This is a genomic window from Bradyrhizobium cytisi, assembly GCF_008123515.1.
Lineage (GTDB): Bacteria > Pseudomonadota > Alphaproteobacteria > Rhizobiales > Xanthobacteraceae > Bradyrhizobium > Bradyrhizobium cytisi.
This window is the reverse complement of sequence record NZ_VSSR01000011.1, coordinates 194,018-216,798: the sequence shown is the minus strand read 5'-3', so window position 1 is coordinate 216,798 and position 22,781 is coordinate 194,018. Positions and strand designations below refer to the sequence as shown.

18 protein-coding genes are annotated in these 22,781 nt (G+C 63.4%); 11 read left to right on the top strand and 7 right to left on the bottom strand.

Annotated features, from left to right (window positions below):
* Positions 1–769: 769 nt before the first annotated feature.
* The 4 genes from FXB38_RS06475 (at position 770) to FXB38_RS06460 (ending at position 6,683) form a co-directional block, all read left to right on the top strand.
* Positions 770–3,010, top strand: a complete 2,241-nt coding sequence (locus tag FXB38_RS06475) for a TOMM precursor leader peptide-binding protein (RefSeq protein WP_148749924.1) — start codon at positions 770–772, stop codon at positions 3,008–3,010.
* 93 nt (positions 3,011–3,103) lie between these two features.
* Positions 3,104–4,480 carry a SagB/ThcOx family dehydrogenase gene (locus FXB38_RS06470; protein ID WP_148749988.1) on the top strand — a complete coding sequence of 459 codons (1,377 nt, stop codon included), beginning with the start codon at positions 3,104–3,106 and terminating at the stop codon, positions 4,478–4,480.
* A gap of 252 nt (positions 4,481–4,732) precedes the next feature.
* Complete coding sequence (locus tag FXB38_RS06465; protein WP_187434696.1) at positions 4,733–5,647, top strand: helix-turn-helix transcriptional regulator; 915 nt, start codon at positions 4,733–4,735, stop codon at positions 5,645–5,647.
* Positions 5,648–6,185: 538 nt separating this feature from the next.
* Positions 6,186–6,683 carry a cupin domain-containing protein gene (locus tag FXB38_RS06460; protein ID WP_148749922.1) on the top strand — a complete coding sequence of 166 codons (498 nt, stop codon included), beginning with the start codon at positions 6,186–6,188 and terminating at the stop codon, positions 6,681–6,683.
* Positions 6,684–6,752: 69 nt separating this feature from the next.
* On the opposite strand, the gene FXB38_RS06455 is transcribed toward FXB38_RS06460, so the two are convergent.
* A complete protein-coding gene (locus FXB38_RS06455; RefSeq protein WP_246229705.1) occupies positions 6,753–7,778 on the bottom strand; it encodes a LacI family DNA-binding transcriptional regulator in 1,026 nt (341 codons plus the stop codon).
* Between the two features lie 307 nt (positions 7,779–8,085).
* Here FXB38_RS06455 and FXB38_RS06450 point away from each other — a divergent pair, with 307 nt between their 5' ends.
* The 5 genes from FXB38_RS06450 to FXB38_RS06430 are packed head-to-tail and all read left to right on the top strand — an operon-like array spanning position 8,086 to position 14,951.
* Complete coding sequence (locus tag FXB38_RS06450; RefSeq protein WP_148749921.1) at positions 8,086–9,378, top strand: ABC transporter substrate-binding protein; 1,293 nt, start codon at positions 8,086–8,088, stop codon at positions 9,376–9,378.
* Positions 9,379–9,413: 35 nt separating this feature from the next.
* Positions 9,414–10,454, top strand: a complete 1,041-nt coding sequence (locus FXB38_RS06445) for a carbohydrate ABC transporter permease (protein ID WP_430640158.1) — start codon at positions 9,414–9,416, stop codon at positions 10,452–10,454.
* Positions 10,455–10,464: 10 nt separating this feature from the next.
* The gene (locus tag FXB38_RS06440) at positions 10,465–11,520 is read left to right on the top strand and encodes a carbohydrate ABC transporter permease (protein WP_148749920.1); all 1,056 of its coding nucleotides are present in this window, start codon (positions 10,465–10,467) and stop codon (positions 11,518–11,520) included.
* 18 nt (positions 11,521–11,538) lie between these two features.
* Positions 11,539–12,618: an ABC transporter ATP-binding protein gene (locus FXB38_RS06435; protein ID WP_148749919.1), complete on the top strand. Its 1,080-nt coding sequence runs from the start codon at positions 11,539–11,541 to the stop codon at positions 12,616–12,618.
* Between the two features lie 20 nt (positions 12,619–12,638).
* The gene (locus FXB38_RS06430; protein WP_148749918.1) at positions 12,639–14,951 is read left to right on the top strand and encodes a glycoside hydrolase family 31 protein; all 2,313 of its coding nucleotides are present in this window, start codon (positions 12,639–12,641) and stop codon (positions 14,949–14,951) included.
* Positions 14,952–15,070: 119 nt separating this feature from the next.
* Here the strand turns inward: FXB38_RS06430 and FXB38_RS06425 are convergent, their stop codons facing one another.
* The 3 genes from FXB38_RS06425 to FXB38_RS06415 all read right to left on the bottom strand — a co-directional run bounded on the left by FXB38_RS06425 (position 15,071) and on the right by FXB38_RS06415 (position 17,455).
* Positions 15,071–15,982, bottom strand: a complete 912-nt coding sequence (locus FXB38_RS06425; RefSeq protein ID WP_148749985.1) for an NAD-dependent epimerase/dehydratase family protein — start codon at positions 15,980–15,982, stop codon at positions 15,071–15,073.
* Positions 15,983–15,989: 7 nt separating this feature from the next.
* Positions 15,990–16,850: an SDR family NAD(P)-dependent oxidoreductase gene (locus tag FXB38_RS06420; RefSeq protein ID WP_148749917.1), complete on the bottom strand. Its 861-nt coding sequence runs from the start codon at positions 16,848–16,850 to the stop codon at positions 15,990–15,992.
* 215 nt (positions 16,851–17,065) lie between these two features.
* On the bottom strand, positions 17,066–17,455 hold the full coding sequence (locus FXB38_RS06415; protein ID WP_148749916.1) for a DoxX family protein: 390 nt from the start codon (positions 17,453–17,455) through the stop codon (positions 17,066–17,068).
* Positions 17,456–17,604: 149 nt separating this feature from the next.
* Here FXB38_RS06415 and FXB38_RS06410 point away from each other — a divergent pair, with 149 nt between their 5' ends.
* Both FXB38_RS06410 and FXB38_RS06405 read left to right on the top strand, forming a co-directional pair.
* Positions 17,605–17,985: a winged helix-turn-helix transcriptional regulator gene (locus tag FXB38_RS06410; protein ID WP_148749915.1), complete on the top strand. Its 381-nt coding sequence runs from the start codon at positions 17,605–17,607 to the stop codon at positions 17,983–17,985.
* A 79-nt stretch (positions 17,986–18,064) separates the two neighbouring features.
* Complete coding sequence (locus FXB38_RS06405; RefSeq protein ID WP_148749914.1) at positions 18,065–18,838, top strand: SDR family NAD(P)-dependent oxidoreductase; 774 nt, start codon at positions 18,065–18,067, stop codon at positions 18,836–18,838.
* Positions 18,839–18,949: 111 nt separating this feature from the next.
* Here the strand turns inward: FXB38_RS06405 and FXB38_RS06400 are convergent, their stop codons facing one another.
* From FXB38_RS06400 to FXB38_RS06390, 3 genes are read right to left on the bottom strand one after another with little or no spacing between them, the layout of a single operon-like run.
* Positions 18,950–20,851 (bottom strand): response regulator, encoded by a 1,902-nt coding sequence (locus FXB38_RS06400; protein WP_148749913.1) that lies wholly within the window; start codon positions 20,849–20,851, stop codon positions 18,950–18,952.
* Positions 20,852–20,876: 25 nt separating this feature from the next.
* On the bottom strand, positions 20,877–22,370 hold the full coding sequence (kaiC, locus tag FXB38_RS06395) for a circadian clock protein KaiC (RefSeq protein ID WP_246229703.1): 1,494 nt from the start codon (positions 22,368–22,370) through the stop codon (positions 20,877–20,879).
* Positions 22,367–22,651 (bottom strand): circadian clock KaiB family protein, encoded by a 285-nt coding sequence (locus FXB38_RS06390; protein WP_187434695.1) that lies wholly within the window; start codon positions 22,649–22,651, stop codon positions 22,367–22,369. The genes kaiC and FXB38_RS06390 overlap by 4 nt, the downstream gene beginning before the upstream one ends.
* Positions 22,652–22,781: the final 130 nt, after the last annotated feature.

Genomic DNA, 22,781 nt, shown 5'->3' with positions numbered 1-22,781 from the left:
GAATCTTGCCCGCTTTGATTGCTCGGCGTAGGATGATTGTAGAAGATCGTTCTTCCGACCATGGAGGATGCAGCCGTGCAGCGAGCGAAGCAAGCTTCGAAAAAGAAGCGAATGACCAAAGCTGCAGTACCGGCGCTCGGATTTGCCGGACTGACCTTTTCGATGGCGGGAAGCGCGATGGCGTCCGCAGTGCCGGCGGACGAGCCTCAACAACGAGTGAATTTTTCGCCTGGCCAGTTCTCTGCGCTCAGCGAGGAAGAGCTCGCCGACGTCAATCTCGCCACCTTCCATCTCGCTAGTGACGAGAAGACTCTCAGCGGCGTGCTGCTTGCGCGCGGATGCGGCGGCTGCAGAGGATGCGGTGGTTGCAGAGGTTGCGGTGGCTGCCGAGGCTGCGCAGGCTGCAGAGCCTGTCGCTGCGGCGTCGGTTGTGGCGTTGGCATTGGCTGCGCCGTTGTTGCGCCGGTGGCATGCACAGGATGCTGCGCATCATGGGGCCGCTGCCGCTGGTGCTAGGCGCTGGCGCTTCTTGACCGGACATCGACAGGTCGCGATTTCATTGGCCGGGTTCGCTAACGACCCCGGCCAATTTGCTGTTGTCGCCACAGGATTCGTTTCGCCCGGCTCCTCAGCTTGCCGATGGCGAGCGAGTGTGTTCCAACTTGTTCGAAGAAGGCCGGTCGAATTCGGCGCACAAGTCGGGCCGCTTCAAGCTCCGTCGTGCGCCGGCAATCGGACATGACGGGAACAGGATCCGCGTGCTGACCCGATGACAGTCAAGCGAAAGAGCAACGCTGCGAAGCAGACCCGCAAGGACATTTTGCGATTCGCACCAAACTTCACCGCCTATCTGCTTCCTCCCAATGCGGTCTGTCTCTATTCCGAGAACCGCAAGTTCTTCCTGCACGGCGATCTCTATTGCGCCGTGGCAAGCGCAATCGGAAAGAACGGCAAGACGGCGCCGGAGATCATCCGCCAGCTCTCGAAGAGTTTTCCCGTCACCGGGATCGAGGAAGCAATCAGGCGGCTGCTGGAGCGCCGCTACTGCGTCAACGGAGCATCGCACGCAGGCGCCGTTGATGGCTATTGGGCAAGCCTCGGCCTGCCTCCGGAGGTCGCCGAAGAGAACCTGTGCAATTGGCCTGTGCGGGTCGAATCGATCGACGTCAAAGGCGCGGGCGAACTGAGCGCGGCGTTGGGCAAGCTCGGGGTTCACATCGCCAGGCGATCGCCCAGGCTCATCATCACGCTGGTGAACGACTACCTCGAACGGCAGCTCGCCGAACTGAACGGCGAACGCGTCGCCGACGGGACGCCCTGGCTGCTGGTCCAGCCGTCCGGCGCGTTTCCGCTGGTGGGGCCCGTGTTCAAGCCGGGCGAGAGCGCCTGCTGGACCTGCCTGCATGATCGCATGATCCGCAATCGCGAGATCAAGGGATTTCTGGACCGCGGAGCGGCGCAGGCGGTCGCCATATCGCCGCTGGTCAGCGACACCGTGGGCGAGACCGCGATCCATTTCGCTGCTATTGAAATCGCGAAGGCGATCGCCTCCGGATTTCGCACCGATCTCACCAATCACATCGCAAGCTTCGATTTGACCGGGGCGGCCATCGCCAAGCACTACGTCGCGAAGCGCCCGCAATGCGCGACCTGCGGCAGCAGGAAGCTCAGGAATCCGCGACGAACAGCAGCGCCGATCGAGCTTGCCGAGGGCAGAAAGCTGGTCATGACCAGCGGCGGATACCGCACCGTGACGTCGCGAGCGACCGTGGCGCGGTTCCGCAAGCACGTCAGCCCGCTGACCGGCGTGGTGTCGCGGCTCGAGCGGATCGAGGTCGACCTGCCGATGAACACCAATTTTTTTGCGCACCACAATTTCTCTGCGCCGGCCTGGAACGTCGACCAGCTCAGGTCAGGCCTGAGCGGCGGCAGCTTCGGCAAGGGCTCCACGGCCGAGCAGGGCGAGGCCAGTGCACTGATGGAGGCGATCGAGCGCTATTCCGGCATCTTCCAGGGCGACGAGATCAGGACGACGCGCCGCTTTGCCGATTTCGCTCCCGGTGACGCGCTCCTTCCCAACGACGTCCAGTTCTTCAGCGATATGCAATTTCAAAACCGGCATGTCCCGCTGCCGGACGATTCGCATCCGGTTCCCGAGCCGTTCGATCCCGCGACCAGAACCGAGTGGTCGCCGGTCTGGTCGTTGCGCGACAAGCGTTTCAAATATCTTCCGACCGGTCTTTTGTATTTCTTCTATGGCGGCTTCCACACCGATTCGAACGGATGCGCTGCCGGCAACACCCGCGAGGAGGCCATCGTTCAAGGTTTCCTCGAACTGGTCGAACGCGATGCGTACGCGATCTGGTGGTACAACCGCGTGCAGCGTGCCGAACTCGATCTCTCGCAATTCGAGGATTCCTATGTGCGGGATCTCCAGAGCCAGTTTGCCGATGCGGGCCGCCGGCTCTGGGTGCTCGACATCACCAGCGATCTCGGCATTCCCTCCTATGTTGCGATCATGCACTGGATGCAGAACGGACACGAGAACATCGAGTTCGGGTCCGGCTCGCATTTCGATCGCCGCATCGCCTTGCTGCGTTCGCTTACCGAGCTGACCCAGTTCATGTCGATCGGGATGATGAGCGGCGGCAGCGGCGAGAAGCCGTCGCTTGACGGTGTCACACCGCTGCGGCTGGACGATTATCCGTTCCTGACCCCCAGCGACAATCCGCTGCTCCCGCCGGCGCCTGGGATCACAGTTCACGACAACACGCGCGACCAGGTCAATGCCTGCGTGGAGATCGCGGGCCGCGCAGGATATGATTTTCTCGTGCTCGACCAGACGCGGCCCGATGTCGAGGTCCCCGTCGTCAGGGTGCTCGTTCCGGGCCTGCGGCATTTCTATCGCCGCTTCGGGCCCGGCCGGCTTTACGACGTCCCGGTGAAGCTTGGGCTGCTGGACCGCCCGCGGCTGGAAAGCGAGCTCACTCCGTTCCTGCCACACACCTGAAGGCTGGTCTCGTTGCGCGTTCCCCGGAAAAAGCCGAGCAGGACAAGCGCGCCCATCATCGCCGCCCGGCTGAACGGCCGCTTCTCGCTTCACATGCAGGCCGACGGAAGCATTGCCGCGGTCTCGGGCGATTATTCGGTGAGCCTCGGACAATTCAGCGCCGCGGCAATCGCGCGCGCGGGGCATCTGGCCGCCGGCCTGCCGCTCACCTCCCTTGCCGGCAAGAGCACCCTCGCGCGGCAGCTTCATGCTCTGGTGCGGCGGTTGGCGCAGCATGGGCTGCTCGACTATCGCCTGTTCTCTCCCCGTGACGCGCAAGACCTGGTGGTCATCGAGCCCCAGATCGCCGGATACTGGCCGCAACGCGCCAAGCTATCGAGCGCCGATACGATCGTGTTGTCGCGCTATGCTTATTTGCGCCGGCGCGGCAACGAGATGGTGCTGGAATCGCCGCGCGCCGGCGCGCTGTTCCGGATTTGCGATCCCGCCATCGCCGCCACGCTGGCTGCCCTGTCGCAACCGCAAATGATCAGCAAGCTTCGCAAGCAGACGGCCTCCCTGAACCTCGATCTGCTCGGACTGCTGCTCGACAGCGAGATGCTGATCAAGCGCGACACGAAAGACGGAGACGGCCTTCGCCTGGAAAACGGCGACAGCAACCTCGCTCTCTGGGATTTCCACGACCTCGTGTTTCACGCGCGGAGCACGGAGGGCCGGCACGCCAATCCGGTTGGCGGCACGTACGCGCATGCGGGGGCTATTCCGCCGCTGCCTGCCGTGCGCCCGCCCTGGCGCGGCAAGAAAATCTCCCTCGGCAAATTCGCCACGCCGGAGCCCGCGTCGCCCTTCGCAAAACTGCTACGCGCGCGCCACTCGACACGGGATTTCGACGATCAGCATCCCGTCACGCTCGCCGAGCTCGCGCGGTTTCTCGACGCCACCGCCCGCGTGCTGTCGGAATGGAAGAGCGGCGCCGATGTCGACGGCGGCCCGGAGGTCACCTACAGCTCGAGACCGTATCCGGGCGCAGGCAGCGCCTATGAGCTGGAGCTGTACCTGACGGTCTCGAAGTGCGAGGGCCTTGCGCCCGGGCTTTATCACTATGACGCCGGCGGCCACGCACTGGTCGCAATCGACGCCTCCGCCAATCAACTCCAGGCGCTTTCGATGGCCGCCGAATTTGCGATGGGAGCATCCGGTCCGCCGCAGATCCTGATCACGATCGCCGCGCGCTTCGGCCGGATCTCCTGGAAATACTCTTCGATCGCCTATTCGCTGATCCTGAAAAACGTCGGCTGCCTGATCCAGACGTTCTACCTGGCCGCCACCGACATGGGCCTCGGCGGCTGCGCCATCGGCACCGGCAATATCGATCTGTTCGCAAAAATGACGGGGCTGGAATTTTATGTCGAGGGGCCGGTCGGGCAGTTTGCGCTCGGGCGTGGGAGGAAGGCGGCAATCCCAAGCTAGCAGCCCCGGCGGAGGCTCGGCTTGGTCTGGAGCGAATGACGTCTGGACCCCTGCGTACTCGCAGTCATTCCCCAGCGGCGTGGTGCTATCCTGCAACACTGGGTGGTGACGCCTCAATACCCGACGGCCCTTTCGGAAGGCTCGCTCCCCGCTCGATCTTATGTAACAAACAGGGCCATGACCGACGCGCCAGTCCCGTTCGCGCCCTTGCACATTTCGACCGACGCCTTTCCGGTTCATCGGCGTCTGGCGATGTGGCGCGAGATCTATGGCCGCACGATCGCAAAATTCGACATCAAGCCGATTAACGACACTCCGTTTCGCGCTGGCGTGACGTTGCGCTCGCTTCCGGGATTGGGAGTGGCTGCCGGCCACAGGTCGGACTCGCACTACCGCATGACGCGCGAGCTCGCGACCAAATCCACCGACAATCTCATCTTTGCCGTGGTCACGAACGGCGTGGGCATCATCTCGCAACGAGGCCGCGAAGCCACCATAGGAGTAGGGGAAGCGTTGCTGATGTCGGCGACCGAACCAAGCATTTGCACCTTGCATTCGGGAGGTCGCTTTCTGACCCTCTCGGTGCCGCGCGACGCCATATCGCCGATGGTCGTCGAGGCGGGTTCAATGCTCGTCCGTCCGATTTCGAAGCACAGCGAAGCGCTGCGGCTGCTCACGAGCTATCTCGGCATTGTCAACGAAGCTGACAAGCTTTGCGACCCCGAGTTACAGCGCCTGGCTGTCACGCATATCCACGACCTGCTTGCATCCGCACTCGGCGCCACACAGGACGCGGCAATTCTCGTTGAAGGACGTGGGATACGCTCGGCAAGGCTGCGAGCAATCATGTCGAACATTGTCGAAAATCTCGGCCGGCGCGAGCTGTCGATCACCTATGTCGCTTTGCACCATAGCGTCACGCCGCGCTACATTCAGAAGCTGTTCGAGAGCGAAGGCACCACGTTCACGGAATATGTCCTTGAACAACGGTTAGTCCAAGCCAACCGGATGCTGAGCGATCCCCGTTTTTCCAATCGCGCCATCAGCGACGTCGCTTTCAAGGTTGGCTTCGGCGACCTCTCCTATTTCACGCGCACCTTCCGCCGCCGCTTCTGCATGACCCCATCAGACGCAAGAGAGCGGGCTCGTCGCGAAAGCGACGCATGAAGTACTGCGGCAATCGCCGGGACATCGCGCGAACCGCGATCGCTCGCAGCCGCGCGGGATCAATCGGTGACGATCGGTCCGAACGCCTCCCATCGATCGCCCGTGAAACGCATCATTCGGAACTCCTTGACCACACGATAGTCGGTCGGGGCGGTGTTGACGGAGAGCCCCGGGAGCAGCAGATCAATGATTACGGGATTACGACCGGGCAGCCGCAGATTTGCGCCGCAAGTTCGGTGATTTCGTCGTAAGCTGTCTCCGGCGCGCTATCGACAATGTCGAGAGCGTGCAGGGCTGCCAGTCGTTCGGTTTCGTTTGCGGGTACCGGTGACGGCATAGCGGGTCTCCGCGACGGAGAACCTTGGATGGGTCGCACGCTTTCCGGAAAACAAAGCGGTGCGACCACCCCCGTTCATTCGGTTCCACCATCGCCTCAGCAGGCGCATCACATCCTTTGTGCGAGGAACGTTGCCGCGTCAGGCGGGTTCACTGCCACTTGACGACAACGCATCGCAACCCGATCGCGGAGGGAACTGCCATGAACAGCGATGCAAGCCGCGATTTTTCGCGATTGAGCCCGCTCTTTCGGGCGCCCGGCACCGGACCTACGCTCGACGTGCTCGGTGTGACGCACAGCTACAAGGCAATGGCGAGCGATACCGGTCAGCAATTCTCGGTATGGGAATCGATCGTGCCGCCGGGCCGCGGCGCGCCGGCGCACACGCATACCCGTGAGGACGAAGCATTCTATGTGCTGAGTGGCGAAGTGCTGGTCGAGGTCGAAGGCGCGACCGATCCGTTGCGTCTCGGCACCGGCGCATTTCTCTTTGCCCCGCGCCATCGGCGTCACGGCTATCGCAATGTGGGCACCGATACGGCGCGCCTCCTGGTGTTGGCGATGCCAGGCGGCGGTCTCGATCGGATGTTCGCCGCCTTCGACGAGCTGGGAAAACGGAGCGGACATAAGCCGGCAATCGAGACCATTGCTGCAATTGCCGAGCAGTACGGTGTCGTTATCCATCCGCCGGCTGATTGAGCGGACGAAAGGCGGCACGACCGCCCCGCTCGCAGATGCAGCCAGATCTCCCCCGCGAACGGTTGTGTGTCAGCCGAACTTGCAGGGAAGCAGGCGTTCGCCGAAAGGTTCGCCTCGCCAGATCAATTGCAAGCCCGAGACGATCTCCGCGCCGTAGACGGCGTAGGGAATTTCGATCGACTTCAGCCAGGGTGCGACCCACTTGTTGAGTGGCGTGCCGTCGATGCTGACCAGTTCGCAATCGCCAGGGATTTTCAGGCCGCATTCGAGCGCGCGACGATTCACGCCGTAGGCAATCTGGTCGCTCACACAGAGAATGGCGTCCGGCCTGTCGCGGCCGTCGAAAATTCGCGCGCCGGCATCGTAGCCGACCTGGAGGTGCGATCGTCCCTCCCCGTCGGCCCGGACGATCGCCTCGTCGGACCATCCGCGCTCCCGCAGCCTGGCGAGGAAGCCCGATACGCGGTCTCGCGATGCGGACGAACTCAGCCGCGGAAAAACAACGGCGGGGACGCGCCGACCGAGATCGGCGAAATAGTCGGCGACGGCAGCACCCGCTGCGGCATCGTCGATACCGACGAACGGGCCGCTGCCGCTCGGATTTCGACGGTTCACGAACACCGTCGGCGCGCCCGAGGTGGAAAGTTCGCTCAATCCGGGGCTCGGCACCGCCGCGACGAGGACATAGCCGCGCACCATCTGCGCCCGCATCGCAAAGAGATACTCGTCCTGAAGTTCGGCGCGGTCGTGCGTGTCGCAGAGGATCATCACGTAGCCGGCTTCGCGCAGCGCGGTTTCGGTCGAACTTGCGATGGTCGCCATCGCCGGATTGTCGAGATTGGCCGCGATCATCGCCACGAGCTGACTTTGGCCGCGCTGGAGCGCGCGTCCGACCGGATTTGGCCGGTAGCCGACCGCCTCGATCGCGTCGCGGACCCGCGCCACCGTGGCCGGGGAGGCGCGTCGGGTCTGGCCGTTGACGATCCGCGATACGGTCGAAACCGAAACGCCGGCGCGGGCCGCAACGGTGGCAAGTGAGACGTCTTCCCGCATCGGCCTCCCCAGGGTCTGATCCGACTGTCTTTTCATAGTCATCCGCAGTGTCCGCTGTCGAGGTTCCCCCCGGGCGTCCCCCGAAAGCAAGGAGGCTGTCAGAACGAAGATTGACAGATTGGCAAACGTTTGCCAAAGATGTTTTTGCCCTTGTGGAAGGGGATGTCGGTTTATCCACCTGCTGCCCAGTCTGTGGATAACGCGCCCCAATTCGTGAGTAAGGCATCCGCCTGAGCAGGTGCCGATATTGAAGGAAACGCCAGCGCTGAGGATCCGTCCGAGAACGGACCCGTGCGCCAGATCTCGCGCGGACCCGCATCGGGTCGGCGAGCGGAGAGGAGATTCGACCATGCGTGCCGCCACGCCCGTCATCGCGTCCTTTACACTGTCCCTGCTGGCCGCCACTGCGTTCGGCGGGCCGGCCGCGGCCGAGACCACCACGCTGCGCATGACCTGGTATTCGGATGGCAACGAGGGCGAGGTGATGGCTGACCTGCTCAAGCGATTCCATGAGCAGAACAAGGACATCGAAATCGTCCTCGATCAGGTGCCCTTCAAGGCCATCAACGAGACCTTGCCGGTGCAGCTGGCCTCCGGCCAGGGCCCGGACATGGCGCGCGTCGTCGACATGGGCGGCCTGTCGCGCTTCGCCCTCGACATGCGCCCCTTTCTCAAGGACCCCGGCTACTGGGAAACGAACTTCGGCCCTTTCCTCGAATGGATGCGCCCGGCCGGCGACACCAAGTCAATCCCGGGCTTCATGACCCAGCTCACTGTCACCGGTCCGTTCGTCAACAAGACCCTGTTCGAGCAGGCCGGGGTCGCGATGCCGGGCGAGAAGTCGACCTGGGAGGACTGGGCGAAGGCGGCGAAGCAGGTGGCGGATAAGGTCCAGGCGCCGTTCCCGCTGGCGCTCGACCGCTCGGGCCATCGTTTCTATGCACTCGCGGTCTCGCAAGGCACGCAGGTGTTCGGGGCGAATGGCGAGCCCGATGTCGTCGACGGAGGCTTCAAGCGCGCGGCGCAGCTCGTCTACGACTGGCATAAGTCCGGCGTGATGTCGAAGGAGCTGTGGGGCTCGGTCTCCGGCACGGCCTATCGCGGCGCCAACGACGAATTCAAGAATGCGCAGGTCGTGATGTATCTGTCCGGATCGTGGCAGATTAGTCAGTTCGCCAAGACCGTCGGTGATGCCTTCGACTGGGTGGCGGTCCCCAATCCCTGCGGGCTCGGCGGGTGCAGCAGCATGCCGGGCGGCGCCGGTCTTGTGGCCTTCAAGACGACCCAGCATCCCAAAGAAGTCGCGCGGGTGATGGACTATCTCGCGAGCGAACCGGTGCTGGCGGAGTTCTACTCGCGCTCGCTGTTCGTGCCCGGCCACCTCGGGCTCGCGAAGAAGGGCCTCGACTATCCGACGGCCAGCCCGGAAGCCGCCGCCGCGCTGAAGGTCTTCACCGCAAGCGCGGCCCAGATTTCTCCGATCGCCTACCGGATCCAGGGCTACAGCAATAGCCGAATCGTCCTGAACGCCGTCATCAGCCGGCTCGGGCAGGCGGTCTCGGGCGAGACGACGCTCGAGGACGCCTACAAGCGCATCACCGCCGACGTCGCGCAGCAGATAGCCGAACGCAACAAGAAGTGACGGCAACGCCTTCATCGGGCCGGAGGATCAGTGTGATGTCGGGCGTCTCGTCCACGATCCGACCTGAGCGCGGCATGGCAACCGGCGCGCTCGCCCGGCTCGGACAGGTCGCGGTCCTGCCGGTTGGCGTCGCGCTGCGGCTGCTCGATCCGCCGATGCGATGGATGCAGCGCATGATCGGTGCGCGGCGCATGGCGTACGTGTTCCTGCTTCCCAACTTCGTCTTCTTCGGCTTGTTCGTATTCCTGCCGATCGGCATCAACGTCGTGTTCTCGGTGACCGGCGGTACGGCGCTGTTTCCCTCGCAGCGCCCCTATGTCGGCGGCGACCAGTTCGCCTATCTGTTCGACTGCGGCTCCTATCTCGATCCATCGAGCTGCCGCGAGGACCACTTCTGGCGCGGCGTCGCCAATACCGCAAAGTTCGTCGTTTTTCAGGTGACGGCGATGGTGCTGCTTTCTCTCGTCACCGCGCTCGTCCTCAACATGAAGATCCGTGGAAGGGGCTTTTTCCGGGCGGTCTATTTCTTTCCCGTGCTGCTGTCGCCCGTGGTGGTCGCACTGATCTGGAAATGGATCTTGCAGCGCGACGGGCTCCTCAACGCCGCCATCACCACGCTCGGCGGTCAGAAGATCCTGTTCTTCGTCGATCCGGGCTGGGCGATGTTCTGGGCAGTATTCGTCTCGGTGTGGGCCCATATGGGCTTCTACACCCTGATCCTGCTCGCCGGCCTGCAAGCTATACCCGCCGATCTCTACGAGGCGGCGGAGATGGACGCGACGCCGCGCTGGCGCGTATTGTTACGCATCACGCTGCCGTTGCTGTGGCCGAACATGATCGTCGTCATCGTGCTCGCGCTCATCAAGGGCGCGCAGACCTTCGACGAGGTCTTCGTGCTGACCGGCGGCGGTCCCGGCACCGCGACGCTGATGGTGGTCCAGTACATCTACGAGACCGCGTTCTCCAGCCAGGTGCAGAATTTCGGCCTCGCTGCCGCGGCATCCGTCGTGCTCGGTGTCGTGCTTTTTGTCCTGACGCTCCTGCAATTCGCCGCCGCGCGGCGCAAAGAGGTTTGAGATGGCAACCATGCGCCTTTCAAGCATGCTCGGTCAGCGTCGCAACGGGCCCGGACGTCCGCTGCACTGGACCGACATCGCGGCCTACGTCTATCTCGCGCTCGGTGTCGTCCTGATGTTCGGACCGGTGCTATGGCTGGTGCTGTCATCGTTCAAGACCCAGAGCGCGCTGCTGGAATTTCCCCCGTCGCTGCTCCCGTTCGCACAGGTCGAAGTGACGGTATCAGGTCAGCCGCAGAAGCTGCCGCTGTTCCGCGCCAAGCTTCCCGACGGCACGGTCCGCGAATTGGCGCAGGTCCGACGCATCGGGCTCATTGCCCAGATGGTCGATCCCGCCGATCCCTCGCAACAGTTCCGCGTCGCGATCGACAAGCGCGAACCGGTGCGCCGCGTCGCGCTTGCGACCGAGAACTACAGCGAGCCGCTGCAGCGCTTCGCCTTCCTGCGCTTCCTGTACAATTCGGTATTCGTGACGGTGATCGCCACGCTGATCACGCTGCTGATCAATTCCATGGCCGCCTACGGGCTCGCCGTTTATCAGTTTCCCGGCAAGCAGGCGGCCACCCTGGCGGTGATCGGGACGCTGATGATCCCGGTGACCATCATCCTCGTGCCGGTTTATCTGGTGGTGACCGAACTCGGCCTCACCAACTCGCTTTGGGCGGTGATCCTGCCGGGCGCCGCGACGCCGACCGGCGTGTTCCTGCTGCGGCAATACATGCTGACCTTGCCGAAGGATCTGATCGAGGCCGCGCGCATGGACAAGGCGTCCGAGTGGCAGATCTATTGGCGCATCGTCATGCCGCTGACCCTGCCGGCGCTGGCGGTTCTGGCGATTTTCTCGATCATGTGGCGCTGGAACGAATTCCTGTGGCCGCTCGCGGTGCTGACCAAGACCGAGGTCTACACGCTGCAGATCGCGCTCAATGCCTTCCAGGGCGAGCTCCAGACCCAGTGGCATTACCTGCTTGCGATGACGGTCGTGACGCTCATTCCCGTCGCGCTCGTCTTCGTGTTCCTCCAGCGCTTCATCACGACGGGCATCGGCTCGACCGGAATGAAATGACCGATCGGGGCTATCACCATGGCTGAACTGAAACTCACGGGCGCACGCAAATCCTTCGGCACCATCGACGTGCTTCACGGCATCGATCTCGCCGTGAAGGATGGCGAATTCGTCGTCTTCGTCGGACCGTCCGGTTGCGGGAAGTCGACGCTGCTGCGCGTCATCGCCGGCCTCGAAAACGTAACCAGCGGCGAGGTCCATATCGACGGCGAGCGCGTCACCCATCTGCCGGCCTCCGAGCGCGGGCTCGCCATGGTGTTCCAGTCCTATGCGCTTTATCCGCACATGAGCGTGCGCAAGAACATGGCCTTTGCGCTCGAGAACATGGGGCTGAAGCCTGCGCAGATCGAGGAGCGGGTCGAGCGCGCCGCCGCCATGCTGCGGCTCACGGACTATCTCGACCGCAAACCCAAGGCGCTGTCCGGCGGACAACGGCAGCGTGTCGCCATCGGCCGGGCCATCGTGCGCGATCCGAAGATCTTTCTGTTCGATGAGCCGTTGTCGAACCTCGACGCGGAGTTGCGCGTCGCGACGCGCAAGGAGCTTGCCGCGCTGCATGCCAAGCTGGGCGGCACCATGATCTATGTCACCCACGATCAGGTCGAAGCCATGACACTTGCCGACCGGATCGTGGTGCTGAAAGCTGGCCGGATCGAGCAGATCGGCACGCCCCTCGAGCTCTACAATCACCCCTCGAACGCCTTCGTTGCCGGCTTCATCGGTTCGCCCCGGATGAACTTCCTGCCGGCTGTGGTGGTTTCCGACGACGGCATGCTCCGCCTCACGGTCGGCGAACGTGACGTCGCGTTACCTCGCGCCCCTTCCGGCCTCGCAGCCGGCGCGGCCGTGACGCTCGGCATCCGCCCCGAGCATATCGACGTCGCGCCCGACACGGGCATGCTCACAGCAACTGTCGACCTCGTCGAACGGCTTGGCGGTGAGACCTTCATCTATGCGTCGGCCCCCGGCCTGCCGCAGATCACGCTGCGCCAGGATGGCCAGTCACAGTTCCACCGCGGCGATGCGGTCGCGATCCGCTTCGCCGCCGACCATCTGCATATCTTCGACGCAGCCGGCGCAGCCCTCGCCCGGCCCTGACCGACCCGGAGCCTGATTTCATGAAAGCCCTGACCCACGGCCGCTTTCGCGGTCTCGACGGCCAAGCCGCGCTGTTCGACCTCGCGACCGGACCGGCGGCGGCTCCGCTCGCGACGCTGCGCGTCGCAATTCTGGAGAGCGACATCGGCCGCGTCACCCTGCGCCAGCAGGATGGCTATCGCCTCGACCGCGGCTGGGCGATTGCGCCTGGTCGCACCGAGCCGCCGTTCGAAGGACGGCTGCGCGACGATTTCTCCGGCTTTGCCAATCCGGCTTCGACGGTGTCGGAGGCCGGCGGCATCGTCACGCTCGCCGCCGCGGGTCTCAGCGCGCAGGTGCAGCTTGATCCGTTCGGCATCGCCTGGTACCGCGACGGCGAGGACCGGCCATTGCTGCGCGACCGTCCGACCCAGGCCTATTTGCTGTCGCGCAAGACCGGTGCGTCGCTGCACGCGATGGAACGGCACGACGACGAACGCCATTACGGCCTCGGAGACAAGGCCGGTCCGCTCGATCGCACAGGCCGGCGCTTCGCGATCGACGCTGTCGACCCCTGCGGCTACGATGCCGAGCTTTCCGATCCGCTGTACAAGATGCTGCCGTTCTTCATCGTCGATGGCCCACGCGGCGCGCACGGCGTGTTCTACGACAATCTCGCCCTCGGCTCGGTCGACCTCGGCTGCACGATCGACAATTACCATGGGCTGTTCCGCAGCTATCGCGCCGAGGACGGCGACCTCGACTATTACGTGCTCGCCGGCCCGACCGTGCCGGAAGTCACGCGCCGGTTTTCCTGGCTGACCGGCGGACAGGCTTTTGCGCCCCGCTGGACGCTCGGATTCGCGATGACGACCATGACGATTGCCGACGCGCCGGATGCGGACGCGCGCATCACCGGCTTCATCGAGGATTGCAGACGCTACGGCATTCGTTGCGACAGCTTTCACTTCGGCTCGGGTTACACCTCGATCGGCGACCGTCGCTACGTCTTCAACTGGAACCGCGAGAAATTCCCGGATCCGTCGGCGACGATGGCGCGGCTCAAGGCGGCCGGCATGCAGCCGGTCACCAACATCAAGCCCTGCCTGCTCGACGATCATCCACGGCTCGCTGAAGCCAGGGCGAGCGGCATTCTGGTCGCCGACGGCGAGACCGGCGATCCGGCGGTCGCGCAATTCTGGGACGGCCTCGGCTTCCATGTCGACTTCACCAACCCGAAGGGCCGGCAGTGGTGGGCGGACGGCATCCGCGACGCGCTGCTCGCCTATGGGGTGACGGCGGTGTGGAGCGACAACAACGAATACGAGATCTGGGACGAGGATGCGGTCTGCGACGGCGACGGACGGCCGTTTCCGCAAGGGCTCGCCCGTCCCGCGCAGGCGCTCCTGATGCACAAGCTCGCCTACGAGACCCAGGCCGCACAGGCACCGGACAAACGCCCCTATACCATCACGCGCGCCGGCAGCGCCGGCATCGCCCGCTACGGCCAGACCTGGAGCGGCGACAACGAAACCTCGTGGAAGACGCTGCGCTACAACCTGACCCAGGGGCTCAACATGAGCCTGTCGGGGCTTTACAACATCGGCCACGACGTCGGTGGCTTCCATGGCCCGTCGCCAGGCCCGGAGCTGCTCTGCCGGTTTGTCGAGTTCTGCGCGTTGTGGCCGCGCATGGTGATGAATTCCTGGAAGACGAGCGGCATCGTCAACACGCCCTGGATGCATCCGGGCGTAGTTCCGCAGGTCCGATCCGCCATGAACCTGCGTCACAGCCTTATCCCTTATCTCTACACCCAGATGTGGCGTGCGGCGGCCGAAGACGTGCCGGCGGTGCGCCCGCTGCTGTGGGATTTCGCGTCCGACGCGACCGCCGGGGCCGTCGAGGATGCTTTCATGCTTGGACCCGATCTGCTCGTCGCTCCGGTGCTGGAAGAGGGAGCGACGACGCGCGAAATCTATCTGCCCACCCATCCCGGTGGCTGGTACGACTGGCATGACGGGACGCCATTCGAGGGCGGGCGAACCATTACTGTCGCAGCGCCTCTGGGCCGGCTACCGCTGTTCGCACGCGCGGGCGCGATCGTTCCGGTCGAAGACAAGGAGGGGCTGACGGCGATCGCGTTCGGAGCGCCCGATCATGGTGGCTTCGGCCTCCTCTATGTCGACGATGGCGAGGCGGCGGATTGGCGCAAGACAGGCACGACCATTGAATTGCGCCTGCGCCCCGACGATACCGGCTTCGTTCTCGATGTCAGCGGAGGAAAGTTGGCCGCACCAATCCGTGCCCGCGGCGTCGGCGTGCCGAATCTGCGTCTTGCCGGCACGGCAGAGTGAGCCGCGCGCGCGACCGAAGCCGGTCTCGATCGCACCCGCCGCTAACGGATTGAGCGCGATCCGGCGACTGTCTTCTCGACGCATTTGAGAGCGTACGGTTTCCGGCGCGAAAGGAGATCTCACTCCAGCATCCGCGCGGCATCGCGCAACGCGGTCTCCAGCGGTTCCGGCTCCATCCCGAAAGTCTCTCGGGCGATACGAGAGTCCATGATGAAGGGGTCGGTGAACTGATAGCGTGTCGCGCGGAGTTCGCGAACCATCGGGACGAAAATGCCGACAGTCCAGACCAAGCCCCAGGGTATGACCGTTATCTTCGGTTCCGGCAGACCGTTGGCTTTCGCGAACCGGGTGAGGAGCTCGCGTGCCGTCATCGGCTCATGGCTCGGCACGTGCCATGCTCTGCCCCAAGCGCGTTTGTCGGCTGCCACAGTCGACAGAAGGCGGGCCGCATCCCCGGTCGACGTCCAGGTTCGAGGCACGTCGACAGGTACCGGCGATTTCACGCGCTTGCCGGCGAGCATGGGTCTGAACATCGCCAGACTGACCAACGATTGGGGCTGGATATGATCGCTGGCGCGTATTTCAGTCGCGCGGATGCGGCCGGCGCGGTGCAGCGCGAGCGCCTCCTGCCACATCTCGCCGCGCATGCGTAGCTTGGGATGTGTGGCAGCGAGCGGCGTGGCTTCTGACATGACGCCGGAGCCCGGACCATAGGGGTATAGCGTGGCGTGTGTCGCGAGGACCGCGCCGCTGCGCTCCGCAGCCTTCAATATTGCCGCACTGATCGGCGGCCAGTCGATCAGCCAACGATCATAGGCCGGGCTGGCGCAATTGAAGAGAGCGGCTGCACCTTCGGCGATTGTGCTCAGCCGATCGGCATCGGCCGCGTTCGCCGCGATGCGCTCGATCAAAGGATGAGTTGGGCCGCCGCCTCTGCGTGTCACGAGCCGGACGTTCTCGCCGCGTTCAGCGAGCAGGGACGCGACAGCGCTTCCGACAGCACTGGCCCCTACGATGACATTCGTTTTCATTGGCTCGTTATTCCAACGATAAGCCGTGCTTGGCCGCAATGTCGCCCGTCAGGGCCCATAGCTTCCTGGCGGCATCGGAGTTCATTGCAAGTGGCTCCGGCTCGAAACGCTTGGGGTTGCGCAGGACGACTCCATCGAAGTCGGCCGGCGAGGCCTGGGTCAAAATGCGGACTGCGTTGACTGCGGAAACCTCGGGCGTTGTACCGAACAGCCCCAGCAATTTCATACTCAAGGGCATAAGCGGATCGGCCATGACCTTGGTCTTGGTGGAACCGACACAGGCCGCCGCGATAGTCACAGGACGGTCGCGCCACAACCGCGCAGCTTCCTGGACATGCAGATGACCAAGGAGGTGCGTACCCAGTATCGACTTGTAGAAGCTCCACTTGCGGCGCTCGAATTGCAGGTCATCCAGCTCGGGCATGAATGACAACGGGACATTGCCCGAGATGCTAACAATGCGTCCATCGCCCGAGGCGGCGAGCGGTTCGGCCAGCGCCCGATTGAGCGCCGCGCGCGCCATGTATTGCAGGGCGAAGGCGAACTCCAGACCGTCAGCCGTCAAGGTCTTGCCCTTGAACGCGGCCATGGCGGTGTGCATCACCCCGTGCAGGACCGGTCGCCACGCCATGACCTCCTCGGCCGCCGCCTTGACGCCCCTGAGGGTCGATAGGTCGGCGCTCAGGAAGGCGGCCGCGCCGCCCGCTGCGCGAACGGCCTCGATCGCGACCTCGCCGGCCTTTCGTCCCCGACCGACGATCAGCACGTTCGCGCCGCGGCGCCCCAGCCCCACGGCCGCAGCACGACCAATGCCCGTGGAACCGCCGAAAAACACGTAATTGCCACCAGATACCCGTCGCTCATTCATGAGTGATCCTCTTTCGGTAGGAACAAGTTGTTTGTGACGATACGACGCGCGTCAGCTCGAACGAGCTCTGCGCCCATTGCGGCTCTGGAGAAGGTGCGGGTACTCTCGCGTCCCCGATTTTTTGGGCGAGTTCGCTGACGTTGCAAACTTTCCAGAATGCTCCGTCGTGCGCTCTTGTCTCCATTCGATGGTGTGCTCGATATTTTCCTGGTGCGTCAGAGCATCGCCGCTTGCACGTAGGGTGACGGGACTTCACGAGCGACGTTCTGCGTTGCAAAGGAAGCGGCCAGCAAGATCAGGCCAATGGCCGCCGGCAGAGCGCCCTTGAGGCTGCGCACGCCGATGTGCCCCATTCCAGACAGCAGGAGGTGATAGAAGACACCGGCATAGGCGAGATCGCTGAGCGCCACGTTGAAACGCGACACGATGGCGACTGGGCCTGCGATCTTCACCACGATCATGAACGGCACGAGGTAGGCGGGATAACCGAGGTCGGCGAGTGCCTTCCGGACCCAGTCCCCTTTTGTTGCGTACATGTAGCCCGAGGTCAGATACAGCAGGCACAAAAGCGTGGTGCTGACCCAATATATGTAGACCGATGCCATGATCTCTTCCTGAGCGCGGTTGCGGCAGCAACAGCTCCTTCGACTTCGCGGCTGCTCGAAATGCGTGATTGTCTCTGCATCCGCAGCGCACATCGAAAATGTCGGCTAAGATCTGTATTCGCAAGTAGGATGAATAACCTGTTGCTAGTATGGAAAAGCAGACTATGGCCGATAAACAGATCAACATGCATGAAGAGATGCGGCGCGCGTTCGCGCTGCTCTCAGGCAAATGGAAGCTGGAGATCATGTGGCTGCTCAATCAGCGGGTCTACCGCTTCGGGGAGCTGCGAAAGGCGATCCCGGGCATCACCCAGCACATGCTGACGGCACAGCTCCGTGAGCTCGAAGCGGACGGTCTGGTGTCACGCACCGTATTCGCGGAAGTGCCGCCCCGCGTCGAATATGAGATCACGTCCAAGGCGCGGGGGCTCGGTCCCATGATGCAGGCACTGACCGCCTGGTGGAAGGAGCACGGAAAGAGCGTGCCCGTAAAGCCGAGCGGCCGCGGGCGGAAAGCCAAGGGCAGCTGAATGCGAACACATTGCCTTGCGTCGGTCTGGCGTGAGGGCGGCGATCCTGGGAGCTTCTGGACATCGAGAGGAGGAGCGAGTGGCGATTGTTTTTATTACGGGCAGCACGGACGGACTCGGGCGGGCGGCGGCGGAGTCGCTTCTCGACCACGGACACCGCGTGGTGCTGCATGCCCGATCGGCGGATCGCGTCGCGACCATCGGCAAGCTCTCCTCGCGGACCGCAGGAATCGTCATCGGCGATCTCCGCAGCGCCGCTGAGACCAGAGGTATCGCGGATCAGGTCAACGCGATCGGGCGAATGGATGCGATCATCCACAACGCCGGCGTCTACACGGAGCGCAGTCGCGGCGCGACGCCCGAGGGCCATGCCTCCACGTTGGCGGTGAACACCTTGGCGCCGTACATCCTGACTGCGCTGATCGAGCGTCCCGGTCGGTTGGTCTACCTCAGCAGCGGCCTGCACCGCGGCGGAGAGGGTTCGCTGGGCGACGTTGACTGGACGAAGCGGAGCTGGGATCCGGCTAAGGCCTACGCCGAAAGCAAGCTGCAGGTCGTCGCGCTCGCTTTCGCCCTGGCGCGACGCTGGCCGCAGGTCTTGAGCAATGCCGTCGATCCCGGCTGGGCACGCACGAGAATGGGCGGCCCGGGTGCGCCGGTCGACCTCGATACCGGCCAAAGGACCCAGACCTGGCTTGCCATCAGCGACGAACCGGCTGCAATGGTCAGCGGACGCTACTGGCACCATCTCCGGCAGGAGCAGCCGGCCGGTGAGGCCCTCGATCTCCAATTCCAGGAGCAGCTCATCGCCAAATTGGAGGAGCTAACGGGCATCGCGCTTCCTCAGGCTTAGGACCGCGCCCGGTGTTTCCGCGTAGTCGCGAGCTTGTGACGTTGGAGCTGCGGCCAGGAAGCGCAGGTTTTGCACCTAGAGCGCTCTCGCGCCATCTGACAACGCATCGTATCAGATCCTCCGCGTTCGTACTCCCATCGTTGTCAGCGCAGCCATGAGAGTTTCCATATCAAACGGCTTTGCTACGATCTGCAGCAACGCATCTTGCGCAAACCGCTGGCGGACATTCTCCCTGGCATAGCCGGTTGCCAAGATGATCGGCAAATGTGGCTGCAAAGCCCTGATGTCGGCGACAAGTCCATCGCCGGGCTTGTCTGGAAGACCGAGGTCGATGATTGCCCCGACCAGTTTGTCGCCGATGTTTCGAATCTTCGCGAGAGCCTCATGGAAGCTGCCGGCTTCTTCAGCCTGCAGCCCTTCGCGCCCGAGAGTATCCACAACCAACATGCGAATCAGGACTTCGTCATCGACGACAAGAATGCGGCCGCCCTGACTTTCTTCGTCCCGATCGAGCAATTCCCGGATACGCATGGCCAGAGCGGTCAAAGTGAAAGGTTTACTAAGTAGTTCGACGCCAGGAGCAAGCCTTCCCTCGCTGAGAAGGACACTGCCGGCGTATGCTGTCGTGATGAGTGTCCTCAAAGACGGCCTGATGACGCGAACGCGGTCCGCAAGCGCCCTTCCGTCCATGGCGCCCGGAAGGCCGAGATCGGTAAAGAGCAGATGGATTCGTGCTTCGCGTTCTACGATCTCGAGCGCAGAGGTCCCATCGATGGCTTCAAACACGACATAGCCGAGTTCGCGCAGGCTGCTGACGGTGTAGTTGCGAACATCCTCGTCATCTTCGACCACAAGGATGACTTCGCCCTCGCAGGCGAGCGGAACATGGTCAAGCTTTTTCGGTCCATCGGCTTTAGGGCTGCGCGGCGTTTTCGATGCTCTTGGGAAGTAAATCTTCGCAGTCGTTCCGAGCCCGGGCTCGCTATAAAGCTTCAGGTGGCCGCCGGTCTGCTTCACGAAGCCGTAGACCTGGCTGAGTCCGAGACCGGTCCCGCGGCCGTCGGGTTTGGTCGTAAAAAACGGCTCGAACACTTTCTTGAGGACATCGGCCGTCATCCCCGTGCCTGTATCGGAGACCGCGATCATCACATTCGGTCCGGTCGTCACATCGGCGTTGGCTGCGGCATAGGCGGCTTCAAGCTCGACATTCGAGGTTTCAATCACGAGTTCACCGCCATCCGGCATCGCATCACGCGCGTTGACGGCGAGATTCAGGATCGCTGCTTCCAGTTCGGTCGGATCGGTCTCGATGTTCCAGGCTTCGGGATCGAGCACGGTACGGACATTGATGCTCTCGCCCAGAGTGCGCTGAAGCAAATCGGACATACTCAACACGATTTCGTTGACATCGATGAGGACCGGCTCCAGCGGCTTTTGACGCGCGAAGGCAAGCAGCCGTTCGGTCAGAACTGCGGCCCGGCGTGCGCCGCGCGTCGCGTTGTCAAGGGCCTGAGCCCGTTCGGTCGTCGCCACGGCGGACTGCCGCCGCGCGCTTTCCAGGTTTCCAAGCACGACCGTCAACAGGTTGTTGAAGTCATGCGCGATGCCGGCGGTCAGCCGGCCGACCGCCTCCATCTTGGCCGACTGCCTCATCCGCTCTTCCATCGCCTTTCGCGCCGATATATCGCGCAAGCTCGCCAGAAGCGCCGGGCGGCGATCCCACGTCGTATCCACAACTCGGATCTCGGCGTCGATCGAACCGCCGCCCGGACGATGAATCGCTATCTCGGTCGTGTCGCCGCCGATCAGAGGTATGCCGATCGGCGAACCGGTCAGCGTCTCGCGCGCGCGGCCGAAAATCTGTTCCGCGGCCGGATTGGCGAACAACACGATGCCGTCTTCGTCGACAACGATGATTCCGTCGGCATTCTTCTCGACCAGGAAGCGGATGTCCGCCTGATCGATACCACCGCTTCTTCGGGGACTTGCCGCATTCATCGTGATGTCTCGCATGGGGTATTATTCGGCGGTCCGGACCTCAGCGTCTGTACTCGGGATCGCCGCCGGTGAACACGTTGGGTGCGTCCTCGAAACGATCACCGAGATGCATGCCGGTGTTGTCGATGGTGAAACGGCGAATCTCCTTGGCGTGCTCGCTGCCTCGCATCTTCAGGATCATCAGACCGCGATGCATCCTGTCCTGCTCCTGGATATAGCGCAGCAGAATGATCGAGTCGGTCAGCGTCGAAATGTGCTGTTCGCTGACGCTTTCGCCACCGACCAGCGACTTGCTGGTCGCCGTGCAAAGGCCGGCGATTTCACGCTTCTTGATAAAGGACGTGAGGCTGATCAGGAATTCGCGAAAGCCCGTGTCGGGGGCGATTCGCTCCAGCGCAGAGAGGCTGTCGATCGCAATCCGGCTCGGCTTGAACTCATCGACCAGGCCCTGGATGGTGAGGAGATGATCCGGCAAGCCCTGCGCTTCCGGATAGAGGCAGACGATCTTGAGCTTGCCCTCCGCCTCCATTTGCGCGAAGTCCACGCCCCAGCCGCTTGCGTTGCGAAACAACTGGCCTCTGCTCTCCTCGTATCCAAACAGGATGGACTTTTCGCCCGCGGCGACGCCGCCGGCGAGGAAGTTCGTCACCAAGAGCGTCTTGCCGGTCCCGGTGGCGCCGCTGACGAGCGTGACGCTGTCGCGGAAGAAGCCGCCGCCGCACATCTCGTCGATCGCGGGATTGCCGCTGGTCACCCGCACCATGCTCGACTGCTGTTCGAGGCGCAGCGACGACAGAGGCACGGCCACGACACCGCGATTCTCCAGTAAGGTGAACGGCGCCTCGCCTTCGGCGTGATGGCTGCCGCGCATCTTCAGCACTTCGATGGTACGGCGGCGCTTTTCGCGGTGAAGCACGTTGCGCAAAATCACGACATTGTCCGCAACGAACTCTTCGAGGCGATGGCGCGTGATCTCACCATATTCGTTGTTGCGCTCTGCGGTCATCAGCACCGCGAGCTTCGATTTCTTCAGGGCACTGCTGATGCGGAACAACTCGCGGCGCAATATCTTCGGGTCGCCGATGAAGTGATCGAAGAGCTGCGTCAGCGAATCCAGCACCACGCGACGGGCGCGGACGGTTTTGACCGCATGATCGATGCGCGCCAGCAGGCCGGCCAGATCGTAATCGCCGACCACCATTTCGTCGCTCGCCGAAGGGCTCGCATCGACAAAGGCCAGACGCCCCTCCTTGCGCCAGGCGGGAAGATCCCAGCCGAAGCTGCGCATGTTGGCCTCGATATCGACGGGCGGCTCTTCGAACGTCACCAGAACCCCGTTTTCGCCGTAGTGAGTAATGCCATGAGCGAGAAATTGCGTCGCGAACACCGTCTTGCCGCTACCTGGCGTCCCGCCGACAACCGTCGTGCGGCCACGCGGCAGGCCGCCCATCACCAGTTCATCGAAGGCGTTCACACCGGTCTTCACCCGGTCCAGGACATCCGAGACCTCCATGTCCTCGTCTTGCGCGATCATGCGGACTTCCCTTTCAGTTCTATGCCGAGAAAATCCAGGACACGCCTGGTGTCGCCGAGATCGCCGACGATGCGCCGCGAGCGCTCAGGGCTTTCGTACGCGAGCGTTGGCGTCGCCAGGATGCCTGACTTTTCAGCGAGTTCCGGCCTCTCCTGAACGTCGATGATTTCGACCTTGCACGCCGGATGGATGCGCGCCTGAAGCTCGGCAAGCTGTTTCTCAGCCCGCCGGGCAGTTGCCGAGGTCCCGGCAACGTAGAGGCGTAGAATTGGGTCGATCACGGGGCGTGGCCCTGGTTGCACATCGCGGGGCGCCAGCGGGCGACGGCAGACCCGCTGCCACCCCTTTCAGTACGGATGATCGATTTCATCCGCACGCGCGATGGATCGCAAAGTAAGAGCGTTTCCTCGC

Bases quoted from the DNA above. Each gene is read 5' to 3' on its own strand.
- FXB38_RS06475 (WP_148749924.1), top strand. From the start codon at position 770: ATGACAGTCAAGCGAAAGAGCAACGCTGCGAAGCAGACCCGCAAGGAC.
- FXB38_RS06470 (WP_148749988.1), top strand. From the start codon at position 3,104: ATGCAGGCCGACGGAAGCATTGCCGCGGTCTCGGGCGATTATTCGGTG.
- FXB38_RS06465 (WP_187434696.1), top strand. From the start codon at position 4,733: ATGTGGCGCGAGATCTATGGCCGCACGATCGCAAAATTCGACATCAAG.
- FXB38_RS06460 (WP_148749922.1), top strand. From the start codon at position 6,186: ATGAACAGCGATGCAAGCCGCGATTTTTCGCGATTGAGCCCGCTCTTT.
- FXB38_RS06455 (WP_246229705.1), bottom strand. From the start codon at position 7,778: ATGACTATGAAAAGACAGTCGGATCAGACCCTGGGGAGGCCGATGCGG.
- FXB38_RS06450 (WP_148749921.1), top strand. From the start codon at position 8,086: ATGCGTGCCGCCACGCCCGTCATCGCGTCCTTTACACTGTCCCTGCTG.
- FXB38_RS06445 (WP_430640158.1), top strand. From the start codon at position 9,414: ATGTCGGGCGTCTCGTCCACGATCCGACCTGAGCGCGGCATGGCAACC.
- FXB38_RS06440 (WP_148749920.1), top strand. From the start codon at position 10,465: ATGCGCCTTTCAAGCATGCTCGGTCAGCGTCGCAACGGGCCCGGACGT.
- FXB38_RS06435 (WP_148749919.1), top strand. From the start codon at position 11,539: ATGGCTGAACTGAAACTCACGGGCGCACGCAAATCCTTCGGCACCATC.
- FXB38_RS06430 (WP_148749918.1), top strand. From the start codon at position 12,639: ATGAAAGCCCTGACCCACGGCCGCTTTCGCGGTCTCGACGGCCAAGCC.
- FXB38_RS06425 (WP_148749985.1), bottom strand. From the start codon at position 15,982: ATGAAAACGAATGTCATCGTAGGGGCCAGTGCTGTCGGAAGCGCTGTC.
- FXB38_RS06420 (WP_148749917.1), bottom strand. From the start codon at position 16,850: ATGAATGAGCGACGGGTATCTGGTGGCAATTACGTGTTTTTCGGCGGT.
- FXB38_RS06415 (WP_148749916.1), bottom strand. From the start codon at position 17,455: ATGGCATCGGTCTACATATATTGGGTCAGCACCACGCTTTTGTGCCTG.
- FXB38_RS06410 (WP_148749915.1), top strand. From the start codon at position 17,605: ATGGAAAAGCAGACTATGGCCGATAAACAGATCAACATGCATGAAGAG.
- FXB38_RS06400 (WP_148749913.1), bottom strand. From the start codon at position 20,851: ATGCGAGACATCACGATGAATGCGGCAAGTCCCCGAAGAAGCGGTGGT.
- kaiC (WP_246229703.1), bottom strand. From the start codon at position 22,370: ATGATCGCGCAAGACGAGGACATGGAGGTCTCGGATGTCCTGGACCGG.